The following is a 20,760-nucleotide window of genomic DNA, read 5'->3' as shown; positions in this document are numbered from 1 at the left end:
AATCGCTGGGTACATCCGCGCTTTTAAAAAGCTAGGGCAGGATACATGACCGGGTGTGACAATTTGTCTTTTTTTGTGTCTGGCGGGGGTGTGTGGCGAACTTTTCATCGTGCTGTTGTCGTGCATCTGCCGGAACGGACGCGGCCGTCCCGGCAGATTACGGCGTCAGTGCGTGCAGACCTGCGCGATGGCTTTGGCCAGCAGGCCCAGGCGCGTGCCGTCGACCCCGGCCATGTTGGCGCGGCCGGACCCGACCATGTACACACTGTGCTTCTCGCGCAGCAATTGCACTTGATCGGCACTCAATCCAGTGTAGGAAAACATCCCGCGCTGTTGAGTGATATGAGCAAAGTGCTCGGCCAGGCCAAACGGCGTCAGTGCCTCCACCAAGCCGCTGCGCAGTTGCGCGATACGGCTGCGCATGGCTTCGACTTCGCTGGCCCACAGGTGCTTGAGTTGCTCATCACCTAAAATGGTCGCCACCACCGCAGCGCCATGGTCCGGCGGGTTGGACCACAGGTTGCGCGCCAAATAGGCCAATTGACTGCGGATGTCCGTCAGTTTCTCGGCGTCACTGGCGCAGACGATCAGCGCACCCACACGTTCGCGGTACAGGCCGAAGTTTTTCGAGCAGGAGCTGGTGATCAGCAATTCAGGCAGTTCGCGAGCAAATAGGCGTGTGGACCACGCGTCCTGCTCCAGACCGTCACCGAAGCCCTGATACGCGAAGTCGATCAGCGGCAACAACTCACGCCGCTTGACGACGTCCAGTACCTGATGCCAATCGTCTTGCGACAGATCGAAGCCGGTGGGGTTGTGGCAACAGGCGTGCAACAGCACCACGTCACCTTTGGGCGCCTGTTCCAGCGCCGCCAGCATGGCGGCTACGTTCAGCGTGTTGTCGCTGCCCACATACGGGTAGTGGCTGATCTTCAGCCCTGCCGCGGCAAAGATGGTTTCGTGGATCGGCCAGGTCGGGTCGCTCAACCAGATGCCGCGCCCCGGCAAGCACTGTGCAATGAAGTCAGCACTCAAGCGCAACGCGCCAGTGCCGCCCGGGGTTTGGGTGGCCCCCGCACGTTTGGCGCTTAACAGGGGCGAATCGGCGCCCAGCACCAGTTCGCTGATCAGTTGGCCAAAACGGCTGTCGCCATGCCCGCCGATGTAGGTTTTGGTCTGCTGCTGGTCCACCAGGCGCTGTTCTGCCTGTTTGACCGACTGCAAAATCGGCGTCAGGCCGTTGGCGTCCTTGTACACGCCCACGCCCAAGTCGAACTTGTCCGGGTTGGTGTCCTGATTGTAGGCGTCCATCAGGCCCAGAATCGGGTCGCCCGGCACCCGGCCAATGGCCGCGAAGTGCTTCACTTGCGACCTTCAGCGGTGCTGGCCACTTCGTCAGTGCGCGCGGCCATGATGAAGTCATTGCGGTGCAGGCCCTTGATGCTGTGGCTCCACCAGGTCACGGTCACTTTGCCCCATTCCGTCAGCAGGCCCGGGTGATGGCCTTCAGCTTCGGAGATCTCGCCGACGGCATTGGTGAACGCCAGGGCGAACTTGAAGTTTTTGAACAGAAAGACCTTTTCCAGCTGCATCACGCCGTCGCGAACTTCGATGTTCCAGTCCGGGATCTGTTTGATCAGTACCGGCAGTTCTTCGTCGCTGACCTGTGGGGCATCGGCGCGGCAGGCTTCGCAGTGGGCTTGGTTCAGTGCGTTCATGGTGTGTTCCTGAAGTCAGTTTTTCTTATGTGTACAAAGAGAAGTCGTAAAGGCGTGCGTCACGCGGCCTTGGGTTTAGGCGGGAACTTGGGCGCATGCAGGCCCAGTGCCATGCCTTTTTCAACCATGCCCATGATGTCTTCGTGGGCCAGGTCGAACAGTCGCTTCAAATCAGGCAGCACAAAATACAGGGGCTGCAGGATGTCGATGCGGTAAGGCGTGCGCATGGCTTCCAGCGGGTCGAAGGTTTGATGTTCCGGTTCTGAAGACAGGCTGTAAACCGTTTCTTTGGGCGATGACAGAATCCCGCCGCCGTAGATGCGTTTGCCGTCGGGGGTGTCGACCAGGCCAAACTCAATGGTCATCCAGTACAGGCGGGCCAAATACACGCGCTGTTCCTTGGTGGCTTGCAGGCCAAGCTTGCCGTAGGTGTGGGTGAATTCTGCAAACCACGGGTTGGTCAGCAGTGGGCAGTGGCCGAAAATCTCGTGAAAAATGTCCGGCTCTTGCAGGTAATCCAGTTCTTCGGGGGTGCGAATAAACGTCGCGACCGGAAACTGTTTATTGGCCAGCAATTCGAAGAAGGTCTGGAACGGAATCAGGGCCGGTACACGGGCCACTTGCCAGCCCGTGGTTTCGCCCAGCACGTGGTTGATTTCGCTCAGTTGCGGAATGCGGTCGTGGGGCAGACCCAGCTTTTCGATGCCTTCCATGTACTCAGGGCAGGCACGGCCTTCGAGCAGCTTCAGTTGGCGGGTGATCAGCGTGTTCCACACGCCGTGCTCGGCAGGTGTGTAGTCGATAAAGCCATCGGCATCAGGCTCGCGGGCGACGTATTTCGTTTGCTTCATGGGGCTCTCCGCAAGGAAATCGTTTTTATTATTCGGTGTGTGGCGATGACCTAGTGATACCCCAAACCCCGCCCTTGTTGCACTGGCGCAAAGCCATGAATGCTGGGATGATGCCCGGCATTCGTAAAGTATTCGTTACGAGTTGAGTGCCGCGCCGAGGTTCTTGTGCTTGCCGACCCTCAAACTGTCACATAAACGTGACGTTGAAATCGTCGAACGGTGAAAAAGCCTACTGTTGTGGGACTCAACCGCCCACCTTATTGAGCCTGCGTCCATGCGTATCAAAGTTCACTGCCAAAACCGCATTGGCATCCTGCGTGACATCCTCAACCTATTGGTTGCCTACGGCATCAACGTCAAGCGCGGTGAGGTGGGTGGCGATCAGGGCAATGCGATCTACCTGTATTGCCCGAACCTGATCAACCTGCAATTTCAGGCGCTGCGCCCCAAGTTTGAGACCATCGCCGGTGTATTTGGCGTCAAGCGCGTCGGGCTGATGCCCAGCGAGCGTCGGCACATGGAGCTCAACGCGTTGCTCGGCGCGCTGGAGTTTCCGGTGTTGTCCATCGACATGGGCGGTTCCATCGTGGCGGCCAACCGCGCGGCGGCTCAGTTGCTCGGGGTGCGTGTGGATGAGGTGCCGGGTATTGCGTTGTCGCGCTATGCCGAAGACTTCGACCTGCCGGAACTGGTGCGCGCCAACAAATCGCGGATCAACGGGTTGCGGGTCAAGATCAAGGGGCACGTATTTCTGGCGGACATTGCGCCCCTGCAACTGGAAAGCGATGACAGCGAGGCCATGGCCGGTGCCGTTCTCACCCTGCACCGGGCTGATCGCGTGGGTGAACAGATCTACAACGTGCGCAAACAAGAGTTGCGCGGCTTTGACAGTATTTTCCAAAGCTCCAAAGTAATGGCCGCGGTGGTGCGCGAGGCGCGGCGCATGGCGCCGCTGGACGCCCCTCTATTAATAGAAGGCGAAACCGGCACAGGCAAAGAGCTGCTGGCGCGGGCCTGCCATCTCGCCAGCCCGCGCGGGCAATCGCCGTTGATGGCGCTCAACTGCGCCGGTTTGCCGGAGTCCATGGCCGAAACCGAGTTGTTCGGGTATGGCCCCGGCGCTTTTGAGGGCGCACGGGCTGAAGGCAAGCTCGGGCTGCTGGAGCTGACCGCTGGCGGTACATTGTTTCTCGATGGCGTGGGGGAAATGAGCCCGCGTTTGCAGGTCAAACTCCTGCGTTTCTTGCAGGACGGCTGCTTCCGACGCGTGGGCAGTGATGAAGAGGTCTACCTCGATGTGCGGGTAATGTGCGCCACGCAGGTGGATTTGTCCGAACTGTGCGCCAAGGGCGAATTTCGCCAGGACCTGTATCACCGCCTGAACGTGCTGTCGCTGCACATCCCGCCCTTGCGCGAATGCCTGGACGGGCTTGAGCCGCTGGTCGAGCATTTTCTGGATCAGGCCAGCCGTCAGATTGGCTGCGCGCTGCCGCGTCTGGCGCCCGCCGCGATGGATCGCCTGCGTCATTACCACTGGCCGGGCAATGTGCGCCAATTGGAAAACGTACTGTTTCAGGCTGTCTCGTTGTGTGACGGCGGCGTGGTCAAGGCTGAGCATATTCGCTTGCCGGATTACGGCGTGCGTCAGCCGCTTGGCGAGTTCTCGATGGAGGGCGGCCTGGACCAGATTGTCGGGCGTTTCGAGAAAACCGTGCTGGAGCGTTTGTACTGCGAACACCCCAGCAGCCGTTTGCTGGGCAAGCGGCTCGGTGTTTCGCACACCACCATCGCCAATAAACTGCGCGAATACGACATCCTCAAACCCGGCAAAGACTGAGCCGGGCGCGTCACGTCACCATCGGCAAGGGGTCGCATGGGCGACGCCTTGCCGCAAACGGCACCCTTGCGCCGTTTTTACGTCTTATCGCCGTCTTCACTTTCCTGCCTTTTACCGTCAGGCCCCGTCAAACCGGGCTTTTTCGCCGTCAAAAAAAAGTTGGTGCGCAAATTGCTTAGTGCTCTGCAGTACAGCGGTGGGCGGCAAGCGTCCGTCAGGCAGAGGAAAGACTGTGGACAAGTACCTTTATGTGGCAATGACCGGCGCCAGCCAGAACGCACTGGCGCAGAAGGCGCATGCCAACAATCTGGCGAACATCTCAACCAACGGTTTTCAGCGTGACCTGGAACAGGCGCGTTCGATGCCGGTGTTCGGTGACAGCTTTCCGGCGCGTGCCTTTGCACTGTCGGAACGCCCGGCCACGGATTTCACCCCCGGCGCACTGGTGGAAACCGGTCGCGACCTGGACGTGGCCGTGCAAGGTAATGGCTGGCTGGCCGTGCAGGCGCCCGACGGCAGCGAAGCCTACGTGCGCACGGCGAGCATGAACGTCGATGCCCTGGGCATTTTGCGAGCTGGTAACGGCATGCCGATCATGGGCAATGGCGGGCCGATTGCCGTGCCGCCGCAGCAACAGATTGAAGTCGGTGAAGACGGCACCATCAGCATCCGCGCCATGGGCGAAGGCCCGCGGGTGATGGCTGAAGTCGACCGGATCAAGATGGTGCAGCCCGACCTGAAAAACATGACCAAGGGCCTCGACGGTTTGATCCACACCAAAGACGGCCAGCCAGCGGTGGCCGATGCCAACGTGCGCGTGGTCTCGGGCTTCCTGGAAGCCAGCAACGTGAACGCGGTGGATGAAATGACCTCGGTGCTGGCCCTGGCCAAGCAGTTCGAGCTGCACATCAAGATGATGAACACCGCCAAAGAAGACGATCAGGCCATGACGCGCGTCCTGTCCATCAGCTAATTATTTAACGCGGCGCCGAAAAACCGGCGCGCGAGGAGAACTGCATGCTTCCGGCACTCTGGGTTGCTAAAACGGGTTTGGCTGCACAAGACACCAACCTGACCACCATTTCCAACAACTTGGCCAACGTATCGACCACGGGCTTCAAGCGTGATCGTGCCGAGTTCCAGGACTTGCTTTACCAGATCAAACGCCAGCCCGGCGCGCAATCGACCCAGGACAGCGAGCTGCCTTCGGGCCTGCAAGTGGGTACCGGTGTGCGCATCGTGGGCACCCAGAAGAACTTTCAGGCCGGTAGCCTGCAAACCACCGAGCAGCCGCTCGACCTGGCCATCAATGGCCGTGGTTTTTTCCAGATCATGCAGCCGGACGGCACTACGTCCTACACCCGTGACGGTACTTTCCACCTCGACTCCAACGGCCAGATCGTGACAGCCAACGGTTTCGCGCTGGAGCCGGCGATTGTGGTACCGCCTGATGCGCAGACCTTCACGGTCGGCCAGGACGGCACCGTGTCGGTGACCATCGCCGGCAACCCGGCCGCGCAAGTGATCGGCAACCTGCAAACCGCTGACTTCATCAACCCGGCCGGTTTGCAGGCACAGGGCGGCAACTTGTTCCTGGAAACCGCTTCCAGCGGCGCGCCGCAGATCGGTACGCCGGGCCTGAACGGTTTTGGTCTGACCATGCAAAGCATGCTTGAGACCTCCAACGTCAGCACCGTGGAAGAAATGGTCAACATGATCACCACCCAGCGTGCCTACGAGATGAACTCCAAAGTCATCTCCACCGCTGACCAAATGTTGTCGTTCGTTACGCAAAATCTGTAATCACGTAGACAAGGCGGCCTGAAGGTCGCCTGCACTCGCGGGAGAGGTCATGAAACGCTTGTTTTCTGTTCTGGCATTGGGCGGTATCACGTTGCTGGCCGGGTGCGTCAGCCCGCCACCACGGGCCAACGACCCGTACTATGCACCAGTGTTGCCGCGCACGCCGCTGCCGGCGGCGGCCAATAACGGCTCGATCTACCAGGCGGGCTTTGAGCAGAACCTGTACAGCGACCGCAAGGCGTACCGGGTGGGTGACATCATCACCATCACCCTGAACGAGAAGACCCAGGCGAGCAAAAACGCCAACTCGCAGATCGGCAAGAACAGCAACACCAGCATCGGCCTGAGCTCGTTGTTCGGCAGTGGCCTGACCACCAATAACCCGCTGGGCAGCGGTGACCTGAGCCTGAACGCCGGGTACAGCGGCAGCCGGGCGAGCAAGGGCGACAGCAAGGCCGGGCAGGGCAACAGCCTGACCGGTTCGATCACGGTGACCGTGGCTGACGTACTGCCCAACGGCATCATTGCCGTGCGTGGCGAGAAGTGGATGACCCTCAACACCGGTGACGAGCTGGTGCGTATTGCCGGTCTGGTGCGGGCCGATGACATCGCCACGGACAACACCGTGTCGTCGACCCGTGTGGCCGATGCGCGCATCACGTATTCGGGCACCGGCTCGTTTGCCGATGCGAGTCAGCCGGGCTGGTTTGATCGTTTCTTCCTGAGCCCGCTGTTCCCGTTCTAAGCGGACCTTTTATCAGTGTTTTTATTCAAGTGATGGCCCGAACCATGTTCAACCTCAAGCATCTGCTGGCAGCTGTACTGCTACTGTCCACAGCCCTTGGCGCGCACGCCGAGCGGTTGAAGGACATCGCCAGCATTTCTGGCGTGCGGTCCAACCAATTGATCGGTTACGGCCTGGTGGTCGGGCTTAACGGCACGGGCGACCAGACCACGCAAACGCCGTTCACCCTGCAAACGTTTAATAACATGCTCTCGCAATTCGGCATCAAAGTGCCGCCGGGTTCGGGCAACGTGCAGTTGAAAAACGTTGCAGCGGTGTCGATCAGTGCGGACTTGCCAGCGTTTGCCAAGCCGGGTCAGTTGGTTGATATCACCGTTTCCTCCATCGGTAACTCCAAAAGCCTGCGCGGCGGCACCCTGTTGCTGACCCCCCTGAAAGGTATCGACGGCAATGTGTATGCCATCGCCCAGGGCAACCTGGTGGTGGGCGGTTTTGACGCTGAAGGTCGCGACGGTTCGAAAATCACGGTTAACGTACCCTCAGCGGGTCGGATTCCGGGCGGTGCGTCGGTTGAGCGTGCCGTGCCAAGCGGTTTCAACCAGGGCAATAGCCTGACGCTGAACCTCAACCGCTCCGACTTCACCACCGCCAAGCGCGTGGTGGACAAAATTAACGACCTGCTCGGCCCTGGCGTCGCGCAAGCCATCGACGGTGGCTCGATTCGCGTCACCGCGCCCCTGGACCCTAGCCAGCGTGTCGACTACCTGTCGATTCTGGAAAACCTGGAAGTGGACCCCGGCCAAGCGGTGGCCAAGGTCATCATCAACTCGCGTACCGGCACCATCGTGATCGGCCAGAACGTCAAGGTATCGCCAGCGGCCGTGACCCACGGCAGCTTGACCGTGACCATCACCGAAGACCCGATTGTCAGCCAGCCCGGCCCGCTGTCCAACGGCCAGACGGCCGTGGTGCCGCGTTCGCGGGTCAATGCACAGCAGGAAGCCAAGCCGATGTTCAAATTCGGTCCGGGTACCACGCTGGATGAAATCGTGCGTGCCGTGAATCAGGTGGGGGCAGCGCCGGGTGACTTGATGGCGATCCTTGAAGCCCTTAAACAGGCCGGCGCGCTGCAAGCCGACCTGATTGTGATCTGAGGCCTGCGTCATGGATATGCGTAAGAGTGGCGTAGTCAGCGGCAGTGATTCGGGTGCGTTCACCGACCTGAACCGTCTGAACAACTTGAAAGTGGGCGACCGCGAAAGCGACGGCAACATGCGCAAGGTTGCGCAGGAATTCGAGTCGCTGTTCCTGAATGAAATGCTCAAGTCGATGCGCTCGGCCAACGAAGTGCTGGGCAAGGACAATCCGCTCAACACCCCGGCGGCCAAGCAATATCAGGAAATGTACGACCAGCAGTTGTCCGTGACCTTGTCGCGTCAGGGTGGCGGCATTGGCCTGGCTGACGTGTTGATGCGTCAGATGTCGAAAAACAAATCGGCGGTGCCGGGCGACACCCCGGCGGCCACCGCACTGACCCCTGAGGCCAAAGTCGCCACCCCAACCGCAGCGGTGACCCCGGCCGACAGCCCGTTTGTACGTTCCAATGGCCAGCGGCCGTTGTGGGCGGCGCGGGTGGCGCTGGCACCGGGTGCAGGGCAGGGCGGTCATCAAAATGACATGGCACTGCTCAATCAGCGGCGTCTGGCCTTGCCCACCAAGCTGACGGACCGGTTGCTGGCAGGCATTGTGCCCTCGGCAGATCCGGCGCGCGCCACGATCAATACGGCGCCCGTGCCGGATCGCACCAGTGCGTCGATGGACGCCGTGCTCAAGGGCAGTCGCCAGCCGATGGTCAGTGCCGCAGGTGCCCAGGGCCGGATGCAGGTGTATGGCCGTGCTGTGGCCCAGCCACCTTTGGCGCCCGCGAAAAAAGCCTTTGAATCGCCGGATGCGTTCGTTGCCACCATGTTGCCCATGGCCCAGCAAGCGGCCGACCGTATCGGCGTCGACCCGCTGTATCTGGTGGCGCAAGCGGCACTGGAAACCGGTTGGGGCAAATCGGTCATGCGTCAACAAGATGGCACCAGCAGCCACAACCTGTTCGGCATCAAGGCCACCGGCAGTTGGCAGGGCGCTCAGGCGCGCGCCATCACCAGTGAGTTCAAGGGCGGGCAGATGGTCAAGGAAACAGCGGCGTTCCGTTCCTACGACTCCTACCAGGACAGCTTCCACGATCTGGTCACGTTGTTGCAGAGCAACAATCGTTATAAAGAAGTGCTGAACGCTGCCGATAAACCAGAACAATTTGTACGCGAGCTGCAGAAGGCCGGTTACGCAACCGACCCGAATTACGCCAGCAAGATTTCGCAGATAGCCAAACAAATGAAGACCTACCAGAGCTATGCCTCAACAGGTTCCTTCGCGCATTTATAAGGTTTGAACCATGGCGAGTTTGATCAACATCGGGATGTCGGGGCTGAACGCCAGCCAAGGGGCATTGGCCACGGTCGGCAATAACATTGCCAACGCTAACGCGGCGGGCTATTCGCGCCAGCAAATCGTGCAGGGCACGGCTGGCTCGCAGCAAGTGGGCGGGGTCTTTATCGGCACCGGCACCACGCTGGCGGACGTGCGTCGCGTCTACAACGCCTACCTCGACGCCCAGTTGCAAACCACCACGTCGCTCAATGGCGACGCCCAAGCCTATCTTGACCAGATCGGCCCGATCGACAAATTGCTGTCGGATAAAAGCACGGGCGTTTCCGCCGCGCTGAGCAGCTTCTTCGCCTCGCTGCAAAGCGCTGCAGCGGCGCCGGGCGATGCCTCGTCACGGGACCTGCTGCTGGGCAACGCCAAGACCCTGAGCAACCGGTTCAACTCCATTGCCAGCCAGCTCAACCAGCAAAACGAAGGCGTGAACAGCCAGCTGGAAACCCTGACCTCCATGGTCAATCAGCACACGGCGACCATTGCGTCATTGAACAAGCAGATTGCCCAGGCGACGACCGGGGGCAATACCCCGAACGACCTGATGGATGCGCGCAACGAAGCCGTGCGTTCGCTTAACGAGCTGGTCGGCGTGACGGTGCAAGAACACGACAACGTGTACGACGTCACCCTCGGCACCGGTCAATCCCTGGTGCTGGGCAACACCTCCAACACGCTGTCGGCTGTGCCGGGTAAAACCGACAAGAGCCAGTACACGATTCAGATCAACTACCCGTCTTCCACCTCTGACGTCACCTCGGTGATCAGCGGGGGCAAGATCGGCGGCCTGATTCGTTACCGTGACGATGTGCTGGCCCCTGCGATCAATGAGCTGGGGCGCACCGCGCTGGTGGTTGCCGACGCGATCAATCAACAGTTGGGGCAGGGCCTGGATGCCAACGGCGAGTTCGGCTCGTCGCTGTTCAACAACATCAACAGTGCCAAAGCCATCAGTGAGCGCAGCCTGGCGTCGAGCGGCAACAGCGCGGGTTCGGGCAACCTGGATGTCACCATCACCAACAGCGGCGCGCTGACCACCTACGACTATCAGGTGACATTCAGCAGCAACAACGACTACACGGTGAAGCGCTCCGACGGCACGGTCATGGGGTCCTACAAACTGGACCAAAAACCGGCCCCGGAAATCGACGGTTTTACCCTCAAGCTCAATGGCGGCGGGCTGGACAAGGGCGACAGTTTCAAAGTCAGCCCGACCCGCAGTGGCGCGACCAACATGGGCGTGCAAATGACCGATTCCAGCACGTTGGCGCTGGCCGGCCCGCTGGTGGCGAGCAAGGGTGGCTCCAACAGTGGCACTGGCGTGGTCAGTGGTCTGGACCTGTCTCAGGCGCTGAACATCTACGGCGGCGCGGACCTAGGGCTGGCGCAAAGCGAAATTGAAGGCGCGATGCCCGTACGCCTGGCGTTTGACGAAGCGGTCAACGGGGTTCAGGGCTATCGCGTGCTGAACGAGAAAGGCGAAGAAATCGGCAAGGGCACGATCGTGCCGGGTCAGGACAACAAGGTCACGATCAATGTGCCGGTACTGGACGCCGCCGGTCTGCCGGTGACCAACCCGGACGGCTCGACCAAAACCGTCGGCTTTGAGACCACCATCAGTGGCTCGCCGGGCAAGGGCGACAGCTTCGACATCAAGTTCAACAAGGACGGCAAGGCAGACAACACCAACGCCAACAAACTGCTCGACCTGCAAACCAAACCGACCGTGGGCGTGAACAGCGGCGGGGGTGGCGTAAGCATGGCCACCTCGTACAGCCAATTGGTGTCCAAGGTGGGCGGCAAGGCCAGTCAGGCTCAGGTTGACGGCACGGCCACCAATGCCGCTCTGTCTTATGCAGCTGCCAGCCGCAGCTCGGTATCGCAGGTCAACCTGGACGAAGAAGCGTCCAACCTGGTCAAGTTTCAGCAGTACTACACGGCATCGTCGCAGATCATCAAGGTCGCGCAAGATACCTTCACGACGCTGATCAACAGTATTTAAGGGAGTCATCGACGATGCGTATTTCTACTGCCCAGTTCTTCGAGACCACGTCTTCCAAGTACCAGAGCAACTATTCTTCGGTAATCAAGACCCAGGAACAGATCGATTCCGGCGTGCGCATCCAGACCGCCGCCGATGATCCGGTCGGGGCCGGGCGCTTGCTGCAATTGCAGCAGCAGCAAGACATGCTGGCGCAATACACCACCAACATGAACAGCATCAAATCGTCGCTCGCCAATCAGGAATCGGTGCTGGACACGATCAACAATGCCCTGCAAAAAGCCAGTGAGCTGGCCCTGCAAGCGGGCGGCGGGGTGGTCAGTGATGCTGACCGGCTGTCGATTGCCAACGAATTGGGCAACATTGAAGAGCAAGTGTTCAGCTTGCTCAACAGCAAGGATGCATCGGGCAACTACATGTTCTCCGGCTCCAAGACCGATACGCCGCCGTATACCCGTAACAATGACGGCACTTACACCTATCAGGGCGATGACACACAGTTGAACCTGAAGGTGTCTGACACGCTGACCCTCGCGGGCAGTGACACGGCCAAAAGCATCTTTGATGGTGCTATCAATACCGGTCGCACGCAGGCTGAACTCACCACCAAACCCGCGACGGCTGTGGATGGCACGGTCTCGGTGTCGGGTGGCCTGATCACCTCAAGTCCTGTGTTCAACAAGGATTTTTCCCAGGGCCAGCCTTATCAGGTGGAGTTCCTCAGCAGCACGCAATACGTGGTGCGCGACGGCTCGGGCAACGACATCACCTCCGAGGTGCCGGGCAACGGCGTGTTCGACGCCACCAAGGAAGGCGCTCATAGCATCAGCCTGCGGGGGGTGGATTTTGATATCAACCTGAACCTCAAGGACATCGCGGCAGCGGATCAGGACGATGCGGTCAAGGGCCATATTTTCACCCTGGAAGCCAAGCCTGACTCGTTCAATGCTTCGCGCTCACCGGGCAATACCTCGACCGCACAAATCACCGGCAGCACGGTGGACGATGCCAAGGTCTATGGCGACAGCTTTCCGGCCAGCGGCGCGGTGATCAAGTTCACCAGCGATACCGAATATGAGATTTACGCGCAGCCGTTGACGGCCAACAGCAAGTCGATTGCCAAGGGCACCATGACAGGCGATTCGCTGACGGCCATGGGCGTGACCTTCGATTTCACCGGTGCGCGCGCGGCAGGTGATCAGTTTGTGGTCAGCGCCAATAATCACCAGAGCCAGAGTGCGCTCGACACCATCAGCCAGTTGCGCCAGGCACTGGCGACTCCAAGCGATGGCGATGTGCTTGCGCAGCAGAAACAGCGTGATGCCATCAACTCGGCCATCGGCAACCTGAAGAACGCCAGCGCAGGCGTGGATACAGCGCGTGGTTCCATCGGTGCGCGGTTGAAAGCGGTAGACACCCAGACGGCGGAAAACGACAGCATGGCCATGGCCAACAAGTCGACCATCGCCGCCATTGGCAACACAGATATGGCAACTGCATCCATCGATCTGGCGTTCCAGAAAGCCATGCTCGAAGCCTCGCAGCTGGCCTTCGTGAAAATCTCTCAGTTGAGCCTGTTCAACAAGATCTGATCCCGCCTTGTGTACCGTGACAGCCCACTCAATGAGTGGTCTGTCACGCTCCGCGCGCTGTAAATCCTCTCTTTCCCCTGACGGCTGGCCCCTGTGGCGGCCTCGGCGTGCGCGTGCTTATCTGAACGTCGCGTTGAAACGTTTTGTATAAACCACACAAAATAGAGTGACCTATGAGTCATAACGCGCATCTTCACTGTATCGTGTGAAACGTACGGGCGGATGCCGGGCCTTTCACAGGCTGTTTTGGGTATTTTCAGGCATCCACATTCGCTGCATTTCTTGCGCGGCGAAGCCCTTTTATTGTTAACGCCCCTCGATTCCAGAGCGGGTGATCTCCAGCTATTCAGTATTGGGAAGCCACCATGATTGGCATTAAAAGCATCGCCAGTTACGTGCCTGCAAACGGCGTAGACAACTATGCCCAGGGCGCGAAGTTCTCCAAGGACGAAGAATTTATTCTGGGCAAGATTGGTTCGGCATTCCTGCCGCGCAAAGATGCTGACCAGGAAACCTCGGATCTGTGTGTCGAAGCGGCCAATGCGCTGTTCGCCAATAACCCCCATCTCAAGCGCGAGTCCATCGACGCGCTGATCGTCATCACCCAGAACGGTGATGAAGAAGGCTTGCCCCACACCGCCGCCATCGTGCAGGACAAGCTCGGCCTGCCGACCCACGTCGCGGCATTTGATATTTCCCTCGGCTGCTCAGGCTATGTGTACGGCCTCTACGCGATGAAGGGCTTCATGGAAGCCACCGGCCTGAAAAACGGCCTACTGATCACCGCCGACCCGTACTCCAAAATCGTCGACCCTGAAGACCGCAACACCACCATGCTGTTCGGTGACGCCGCCACGGCCACGTGGATGGGCGAAGACGCGCTCTGGCAGCTGGGCAAGGCCAAGTTCGGCACCGACGGTTCGGGCGCGCCGCACCTGAAAGTCACCGATGGCGTGTTCTTCATGAACGGGCGTCAGGTGTTCAACTTCGCGTTGCTCAAAGTGCCGGCGCACCTGCACGAGTTGCTCGATGAATCGGAGCTCAAGGCTCAAGACATCGACGCGTTCTGTATCCACCAGGGCAGTGCGGCTATTGTGGATGCCGTGGCGCGGCGTTTTGAAGGTGAGCCCGAGAAGTTCATCAAGGACATGGTCGAGACCGGCAATACCGTGTCGTCGAGCATTCCGCTGCTGCTGGAAAAACACGCCATGGACACTACCTGGAAGCGCGTAGCGCTGAGTGGTTTCGGCGTGGGCTTGTCGTGGGGCTCGGCGATCATCTATCGCCCCTGAAACGTTTCACGCGGTACCCCAACGCCCGTGGCCGATAAAGCCATGGGCGTTTTACGTTCTGCGGGCGGTGCCTGATAGCGTTTTGGCGACAGGCTAACCCCCTGAAATACAAGGGATGGCACCCGGCCAGTAAAAAATTTCAAAAAAGCCCTCAAGCAACCTGCTTTCACGACGATAACTATTACGAAGGTTCTCTAGGCCACACCCGGCGGTTGCCAGGGCCGGAAGCCGCAGTATTCAACCCACGAGGAATTCGTCATGGCTTTATCAGTAAATACCAACATCACGTCGCTGGGTGTTCAGAAGAACCTCAACAAGGCTTCCGACGCTCTTAGCACCTCGATGAACCGTCTGTCTTCCGGCCTGAAAATCAACAGCGCCAAAGACGACGCGGCCGGCATGCAAATCGCCAACCGTCTGGGCAACCAGGTAAAAGGTCTGAACGTAGCCATCGCCAACGCCAACAACGGCGTATCGATTGCCCAGACCGCCGAAGGCGCAATGCAAGAGTCCACCAACACCCTGCAACGTCTGCGCGAGCTGGCTCTGCAAGCGGCGAACGGTGATAAAAGCGACGCTGACCGTGTGTCCCTGCAGCAAGAATTCACCGCTAAAGTGGGCGAGCTGACCCGTACCGCCAACACCACTACCTTCGGTGGTCGTAACCTGCTGGACGGCTCGTTCAGCAACGTGGCTTTCCAGATCGGTGCTGACGCCAACCAGACCATCTCGTTCGGCATGACCGACATCAGCGCCACTGGCCTGAAAGGTACTTACAGCGAAGCGTCGGTTGACGGCACGGCCATGTCGGGCCTGAGCGCTACTGCTGTAGGCTCGAACATCGGTGGTATGAAAGCGACCACGTCGGCTACTCCACCTGCAGCGGTGACCGCTGGTGGGAAGATTTCCATCAATGGCACTGAAATCACTCTGACGGGTGGTGCTGATGCGGCTACCAGTGGTGTTGCTACTGCCGCTGATATCAACAAGGTTTCGGGTACAACAGGTGTTACTGCCTCTGTTGATGCCGCAACTGGCAAAATGACTCTGACCTCTAAGTCTGACTTCACTATCGAAGACGGCGCTCCTGCAGGTGCTCTGGCTGAGACTGGCCTGACCGCTGCGCCAGCTGCTACCCCTGTCAAGGCTGTTGCGGTTACTGATGCAACTCTTATGGGCTCGGATGGTGGTGTCAGTGTTAACGGCACTGAAGTCAAGTGGGGTGCTGCTGACAGCATTAAAACTGTTATTGATAAGTTGGCTGCTGAAGCCGGTACCGGCGCTACTGCTTCCTTCAAGGATGGTCGTGTAACTCTGACCTCGGGTGACGGTAAAGACATCAAGCTGGCTAACACCGAAAGCGGCTCGCTGTCGCAGTTGGGTCTGTCTGCCGGTACTTCGCAAGCCAAGCTGACTGCTGACACTTCGATCGAACTGAATGGCGTTGAGGTCAAGTTCAAAAAAGGTGACACCTCTGACGCGATCGTTGCTTCGATCAACAGCGCCAGCACCGGTGTAACGGCCAGCAAGAATGCTGACGGCACCCTGAAGCTGTTTGCCGACAAAGACATCACTGTCAAAGACGGTAGCGCGGGCACTGGCTTGGCTGCACTGGGTCTGAAAGATGTTTCTACGGCTGGCACTAAATCTGCCACCACCATGGAAACCACTGTTGCCGATCTGAGCGTTCTGTCTGCAGCTTCTGCCCAGCAAGCAATCCAGGCTCTGGACGGCGCCATGCAGCAGATCGACAGCCAGCGTTCGCAGCTGGGTGCTGTACAAAACCGTTTCGCCAGCACCGTGTCCAACCTGCAAAGCATCGCGCAGAACTCCGCTGCTGCCAAAGGCCGCGTAGAAGACGCCGACTTCGCCGCTGAAACGGCTGAGCTGACCAAGCAGCAAACCCTGCAACAGGCTTCCACTGCGATCCTGTCTCAGGCTAACCAATTGCCATCCTCCGTACTGAAACTGCTTCAGTAATCACGGCGCTTGGTCAATAACGGAAGGGCGCGTTTACGTGCCCTTTCGTTTTTTCAGTGTTGAGGTGATGACATGGACATGAGCGTCAAGCTGAACGCGGCTTACGCCGCCACTGTTGCACAACAGGCTGCCACGCCATCGACGCCGGCTCCTGCCGCGCCGTCCACGGTTCAAGACGCAATGACCCCTGCGCCAGCGCCCAAGCGCGAAGACCTGGAAAAGGCCGTCAACGACATTCGCGAGTTTGTGCAGTCCACCCAGCGACAGCTGGATTTTTCGATTGATGACTCCACCGGTGTGGTCGTGGTCAAGGTAATCGCCACGCACAGTGGTGAAGTGATACGTCAACTCCCCTCAGAAACCGCATTAAAGCTGGCTCAAAGCCTGAGCGATGCCGGTAGTTTGTTATTTCAGACAAATGCCTGAGGTGGCATGAATTTTGTTGTTGTCTGCCGAGAAGGCGCAGTTAGCCAATAAACCGGCAGCCAACGAAAAGGAGATAAAAGATGGCCAGTTCAACGATAAGCGGCGTCGGTTCGGGGGTTGATACGCAATCCATCGTTAAGGCCTTGGTCGCTGCCGAAAAGGCACCCAAGCAGGCGCAAATCACTGCCCAACAAACCAACACGACTATCCAGTTGTCGTCGTTAGGGACGGTGAAAAGTGCGCTGGAGGCTTATCGCACGGCCATCGACAAGCTCAAGGATCCCTCCAGCTTTAGCGGTATGGCGGGTTCGAGCTCGGACGACAAGAAGTCCAAGGTGACGATTGACGCCACCGCGTCGACCGGCAAATACGATCTCGTGGTAGAGCAGTTGGCCACTGCCTCCAAGGTGAGCAGTCCGGTGTACACCGATGGCGCCTCGTCAATCGTCAACACGACCGACGAAGCCACCACGCTGACCATCTCTCAGTCAGGCGTTGACTACAACGTCAACGTGCCCGGCGGCGCAACCCTTAAAGAAATGCGTGAAGCCATCAACACGCAGCTGGGATCTAAAGGGATCAGTGCCAACGTCCTGACAGATGCGTCGGGTTCGCGACTGGTGCTGACGTCCTCGACGATGGGCGAGGGTACTGATATCACCTTGAGCGGCGACTCGGACTTGTCCAAGGGGGCAACCACTCTGATTCATCCGCAGAACGCCAAGTTCACCATCGACGGTTTGGCGATGGAATCAAAGAGCAACAAAGTCGATTCTGCCATCAGCGGTGTGACGCTGGAGCTGTTGGTGGGGGATAAGGCTGCCACAACGATTACCGTGGGTGCCAACACCGACACATTGAAAACCTCGGTTCAAAGCTTTGTCTCGGCGTACAACACGCTGATGACTGCGATCAATACTCAAACGAAAGTCACGGCGACCGGCGATGCGGCAACTACGAAATCGGGCGCCCTGACCGGTGATGCTTCCATGCGTCAGTTGGTCTCCAGCTTGCGCAATGAGCTGCTCAACAGCAGTGGCGGCGGCTTGTCGCAAATGGGTATCAGCACCGACTCTAAAACGGGCCTGTTGACTCTGGATGACAAGGCGTGGACCAAGGCGGTCGCCACGCAGAGTGGCGCAACCAATATTGCCAAAGTGTTCACGGGCGACGCGGGTCTGATTTCACGCATGACCAAATCGACCGCGTCCTATGTCGGTACAACCGGCACACTGGCGCAGCGTTCCACCGACCTGAACAACAAGCTGACCGACCTGACCACCCAGCAAGCCGAGCTGGACCGTCGCATCGATAGCCTGCAAACCTCGTTGTCGGCCAAGTACAACGCCATGGACACCCTGGTAGCGCAGCTCAATGCCAGCAGCTCCAGCATCATGACCACGCTTAACGCGCTGAATAATCCCAAGTCGAATTAAAGCCGGGTGGGCCGGGGCGGTTAAAGTTTTGGCCGGCCCGGTCGACACAGGTTAGTAAGTCCACCTATTTTTGCCGGTCACCTGTTACGAGGTAGAAACATGAACCCGATGCGCGCCCTTCGTCAGTACCAGAAGGTCAATTCCCACGCTCAAATCTCCGAGGCCAGCCCGCACCGGTTGATTCAGATGCTGATGGAAGGTGCTCTGGAACGTATGGCACAAGCCAAAGGTGCCATGGCTCGGGGGGATATTCCTCAGAAGGCTTTGCTGATCACCAAGACCATCGACATCATCACGGGCTTGCGTGCGGGCCTGCGTGAAGAAAATACCGATGACAAAGAAGCGTTGCGTCAGTTGGACAGTCTGTACGAGTACATGACCAAGCAATTGACCTTGGCTAATGCCAAAAACGAGCCAGAACTGATCGACGAAGTCGCCCGCCTGCTGATCACTGTCAAAAGTGGTTGGGATGCAATCGCGCCAGAATAAGCCTGCCGGTCCCGAGGAGTGCGTCATGAGCCAATTGCAACGAATTCAACAAACCCGTGATGCGCTGATCGATGCCCTGGCTGAGCGCAACTGGGAAGCCATCGGCGAGCTGGATACCGCTTGTCGGGATTGTGTCGAGAGCGTGCTTGCCGAAAAGCCGGTGGACGAAGCCGTGCTGCGTGAGAACCTTGAGGGCTTGCTGGTGGTGTATCGCATGCTGCTGGAGGCCGCCACAGGGGAGCGGCAGCTCGTGGTTGACCAGATGGCGCAGATCAATCAAGCAAAAAGTGCTTCAAAGGTTTACCATCTGTTCGGTTAAGACCTAAAAATTTTGTGGTTAAGCGTGTTTGTAGCGCCATAAAATTGACTGCATACAATTTTTTGACTTAACTAGTGCTGTTTTCTGATTTCAGTCGTCTTAAATATCCAAACGGGTCAAGGCGTCTACCTTGCCCCTCAATCAGGGCATTGAGTTGACTAGGGAAGTTGCTATTGCATGTGGCGTGAAACCAAGATTCTGCTAATCGATGACGATAGCGTCCGTCGCCGCGACCTGGCGGTGATTTTAAATTTTCTGGGCGAAGAAAATTTATCCGCCGCGAGTAGCGATTGGCAGCAGGCTGTCGGTTCCTTGGCGTCCAGCCGCGAAGTACTCTGCGTGCTTGTAGGCGACGTGAGCAGTCCGGGCGGGGCTTCGAGCTTGCTTAAGACACTCGCCGTGTGGGATGAGTTCCTTCCCATTTTACTTTTGGGTGATATTTCTTCGGTCGACCTGCCCGAAGACCAGCGCCGCCGCGTGCTGTCCAGCCTTGAAATGCCCCCCAGCTACAGCAAGTTGCTCGATTCGCTGCACCGTGCCCAGGTCTACCGCGAGATGTACGACCAGGCCCGTGAGCGCGGTCGGCACCGTGAACCGAATTTGTTCCGCAGCCTGGTTGGCACCAGCCGAGCGATCCAGCACGTGCGCCAGATGATGCAGCAAGTGGCCGACACCGACGCCAGTGTGTTGATCTTGGGCGAGTCCGGGACCGGTAAGGAAGTGGTCGCGCGCAACCTGCATTACCACTCCAAGCGCCGTGACGCGCCCTTTGTGCCTGTTAACTGCGGGGCGATACCCGCCGAGTTGCTCGAAAGTGAACTGTTCGGCCATGAGAAGGGCGCATTCACCGGCGCCATCACCAGCCGCGCCGGGCGTTTTGAACTGGCCAACGGCGGCACGCTGTTCCTGGATGAAATCGGTGACATGCCGCTGCCTATGCAGGTCAAGCTGCTGCGCGTGTTGCAGGAGCGCACCTTTGAACGTGTGGGCAGCAACAAAACCCAGTGCGCCGACGTGCGCATCATTGCCGCGACCCACAAAAACCTCGAAAGCATGATTGAAGTCGGCGCCTTCCGCGAAGACTTGTACTACCGCCTCAACGTCTTCCCGATTGAAATGGCGCCGTTGCGCGAGCGCGTCGAAGACATCCCGTTGCTGATGAACGAACTGATTTCGCGCATGGAGCACGAAAAACGCGGTTCCATCCGCTTCAATTCAGCCGCCATCATGTCTTTGTGCCGCCACGGCTGGCCGGGCAACGTGCGTGAACTGGCCAACCTCGTGGAGCGCATGGCCATCATGCATCCCTATGGGGTGATCGGCGTGGCCGAGCTGCCGAAGAAATTCCGCTACGTGGACGACGAAGACGAACAATTGGTCGACAGCCTGCGCAGCGACATGGAAGAGCGCGTGGCCATCAACAATGCCACGCCGGATTTCACCGCTACGGCCATGCTGCCGCCCGAAGGGCTGGACCTCAAAGACTACCTCGGTGGTCTGGAGCAGGGCCTGATTCAGCAAGCGCTGGACGACGCCAACGGCATCGTGGCCCGTGCCGCAGAGCGGCTGCGCATCCGTCGAACCACCTTGGTGGAAAAGATGCGCAAGTACGGCATGAGCCGTCGTGAAGGTGAAGAACAGGCGGATGATTGACGCCTGTTTTTTAACTTATTGATTTTCAAGTAATTTTTTTTAGGCACGGGTATTGCTAAGTCTCTGCTAACGAACCGTTTAATGACGGTCAGCCACGCGAGAAAGTCCCATGCCTCAGTCCGCCCCGCAG

The 20,760-nt window shown here is 58.8% G+C and carries 18 protein-coding genes; 15 read left to right on the top strand and 3 right to left on the bottom strand.

Annotated elements, in window-relative coordinates; genetic code table 11:
- Positions 1 to 165 precede the first annotated feature (165 nt).
- The 3 genes from IF654_RS14850 to phhA are packed head-to-tail and all read right to left on the bottom strand — an operon-like array spanning position 166 to position 2,569.
- A complete protein-coding gene (locus tag IF654_RS14850) occupies positions 166 to 1,365 on the bottom strand; it encodes an amino acid aminotransferase (RefSeq protein WP_162493708.1) in 1,200 nt (399 codons plus the stop codon).
- The gene (locus IF654_RS14845; protein WP_047275993.1) at positions 1,362 to 1,718 is read right to left on the bottom strand and encodes a 4a-hydroxytetrahydrobiopterin dehydratase; all 357 of its coding nucleotides are present in this window, start codon (positions 1,716 to 1,718) and stop codon (positions 1,362 to 1,364) included. Before IF654_RS14845 ends, IF654_RS14850 begins: the two co-directional genes overlap by 4 nt.
- Positions 1,719 to 1,777: 59 nt before the next feature.
- Positions 1,778 to 2,569, bottom strand: a complete 792-nt coding sequence (gene phhA / locus IF654_RS14840) for a phenylalanine 4-monooxygenase (protein ID WP_047282794.1) — start codon at positions 2,567 to 2,569, stop codon at positions 1,778 to 1,780.
- 274 nt (positions 2,570 to 2,843) lie between these two features.
- Here phhA and IF654_RS14835 point away from each other — a divergent pair, with 274 nt between their 5' ends.
- The 15 genes from IF654_RS14835 to IF654_RS14765 all read left to right on the top strand — a co-directional run bounded on the left by IF654_RS14835 (position 2,844) and on the right by IF654_RS14765 (position 20,630).
- Complete coding sequence (locus IF654_RS14835; RefSeq protein WP_047280889.1) at positions 2,844 to 4,406, top strand: sigma-54-dependent phenylalanine hydroxylase transcriptional regulator PhhR; 1,563 nt, start codon at positions 2,844 to 2,846, stop codon at positions 4,404 to 4,406.
- A 232-nt stretch (positions 4,407 to 4,638) separates the two neighbouring features.
- Positions 4,639 to 5,379, top strand: a complete 741-nt coding sequence (locus IF654_RS14830) for a flagellar basal body rod protein FlgF (protein WP_047275987.1) — start codon at positions 4,639 to 4,641, stop codon at positions 5,377 to 5,379.
- Positions 5,380 to 5,423: 44 nt separating this feature from the next.
- On the top strand, positions 5,424 to 6,209 hold the full coding sequence (gene flgG / locus IF654_RS14825) for a flagellar basal-body rod protein FlgG (protein ID WP_047275985.1): 786 nt from the start codon (positions 5,424 to 5,426) through the stop codon (positions 6,207 to 6,209).
- Positions 6,210 to 6,258: 49 nt separating this feature from the next.
- Positions 6,259 to 6,954, top strand: coding sequence for a flagellar basal body L-ring protein FlgH (gene flgH / locus IF654_RS14820; protein WP_047275983.1), 696 nt, complete (start codon positions 6,259 to 6,261; stop codon positions 6,952 to 6,954).
- A 44-nt stretch (positions 6,955 to 6,998) separates the two neighbouring features.
- Positions 6,999 to 8,108: a flagellar basal body P-ring protein FlgI gene (locus IF654_RS14815; protein ID WP_047275981.1), complete on the top strand. Its 1,110-nt coding sequence runs from the start codon at positions 6,999 to 7,001 to the stop codon at positions 8,106 to 8,108.
- A 10-nt stretch (positions 8,109 to 8,118) separates the two neighbouring features.
- A complete protein-coding gene (gene flgJ, locus IF654_RS14810; RefSeq protein ID WP_047275979.1) occupies positions 8,119 to 9,387 on the top strand; it encodes a flagellar assembly peptidoglycan hydrolase FlgJ in 1,269 nt (422 codons plus the stop codon).
- Positions 9,388 to 9,397: 10 nt separating this feature from the next.
- A complete protein-coding gene (flgK, locus tag IF654_RS14805) occupies positions 9,398 to 11,443 on the top strand; it encodes a flagellar hook-associated protein FlgK (protein ID WP_047275977.1) in 2,046 nt (681 codons plus the stop codon).
- Positions 11,444 to 11,457: 14 nt separating this feature from the next.
- Positions 11,458 to 13,035 (top strand): flagellar hook-associated protein 3, encoded by a 1,578-nt coding sequence (locus IF654_RS14800; RefSeq protein WP_047275976.1) that lies wholly within the window; start codon positions 11,458 to 11,460, stop codon positions 13,033 to 13,035.
- A gap of 365 nt (positions 13,036 to 13,400) precedes the next feature.
- Positions 13,401 to 14,327 (top strand): ketoacyl-ACP synthase III, encoded by a 927-nt coding sequence (locus tag IF654_RS14795; protein ID WP_047275974.1) that lies wholly within the window; start codon positions 13,401 to 13,403, stop codon positions 14,325 to 14,327.
- Positions 14,328 to 14,585: 258 nt separating this feature from the next.
- A complete protein-coding gene (locus IF654_RS14790; RefSeq protein WP_047275971.1) occupies positions 14,586 to 16,307 on the top strand; it encodes a flagellin N-terminal helical domain-containing protein in 1,722 nt (573 codons plus the stop codon).
- 72 nt (positions 16,308 to 16,379) lie between these two features.
- Complete coding sequence (locus IF654_RS14785) at positions 16,380 to 16,733, top strand: flagellar protein FlaG (protein WP_047275969.1); 354 nt, start codon at positions 16,380 to 16,382, stop codon at positions 16,731 to 16,733.
- 80 nt (positions 16,734 to 16,813) lie between these two features.
- The gene (gene fliD / locus IF654_RS14780; RefSeq protein ID WP_047275967.1) at positions 16,814 to 18,169 is read left to right on the top strand and encodes a flagellar filament capping protein FliD; all 1,356 of its coding nucleotides are present in this window, start codon (positions 16,814 to 16,816) and stop codon (positions 18,167 to 18,169) included.
- 99 nt (positions 18,170 to 18,268) lie between these two features.
- Complete coding sequence (gene fliS, locus IF654_RS14775) at positions 18,269 to 18,658, top strand: flagellar export chaperone FliS (RefSeq protein WP_047275965.1); 390 nt, start codon at positions 18,269 to 18,271, stop codon at positions 18,656 to 18,658.
- 25 nt (positions 18,659 to 18,683) lie between these two features.
- The gene (gene fliT / locus IF654_RS14770; protein WP_047275964.1) at positions 18,684 to 18,977 is read left to right on the top strand and encodes a flagellar protein FliT; all 294 of its coding nucleotides are present in this window, start codon (positions 18,684 to 18,686) and stop codon (positions 18,975 to 18,977) included.
- Positions 18,978 to 19,154: 177 nt separating this feature from the next.
- On the top strand, positions 19,155 to 20,630 hold the full coding sequence (locus IF654_RS14765; protein ID WP_047275963.1) for a sigma-54 dependent transcriptional regulator: 1,476 nt from the start codon (positions 19,155 to 19,157) through the stop codon (positions 20,628 to 20,630).
- Positions 20,631 to 20,760 lie beyond the last annotated feature (130 nt).

This window comes from Pseudomonas lundensis, from assembly GCF_015377145.2.
GTDB lineage: Bacteria > Pseudomonadota > Gammaproteobacteria > Pseudomonadales > Pseudomonadaceae > Aquipseudomonas > Aquipseudomonas lundensis.
The sequence above is the reverse complement of the archived record's forward strand: the minus strand, read 5'-3'. Positions and strand labels throughout refer to the sequence as shown.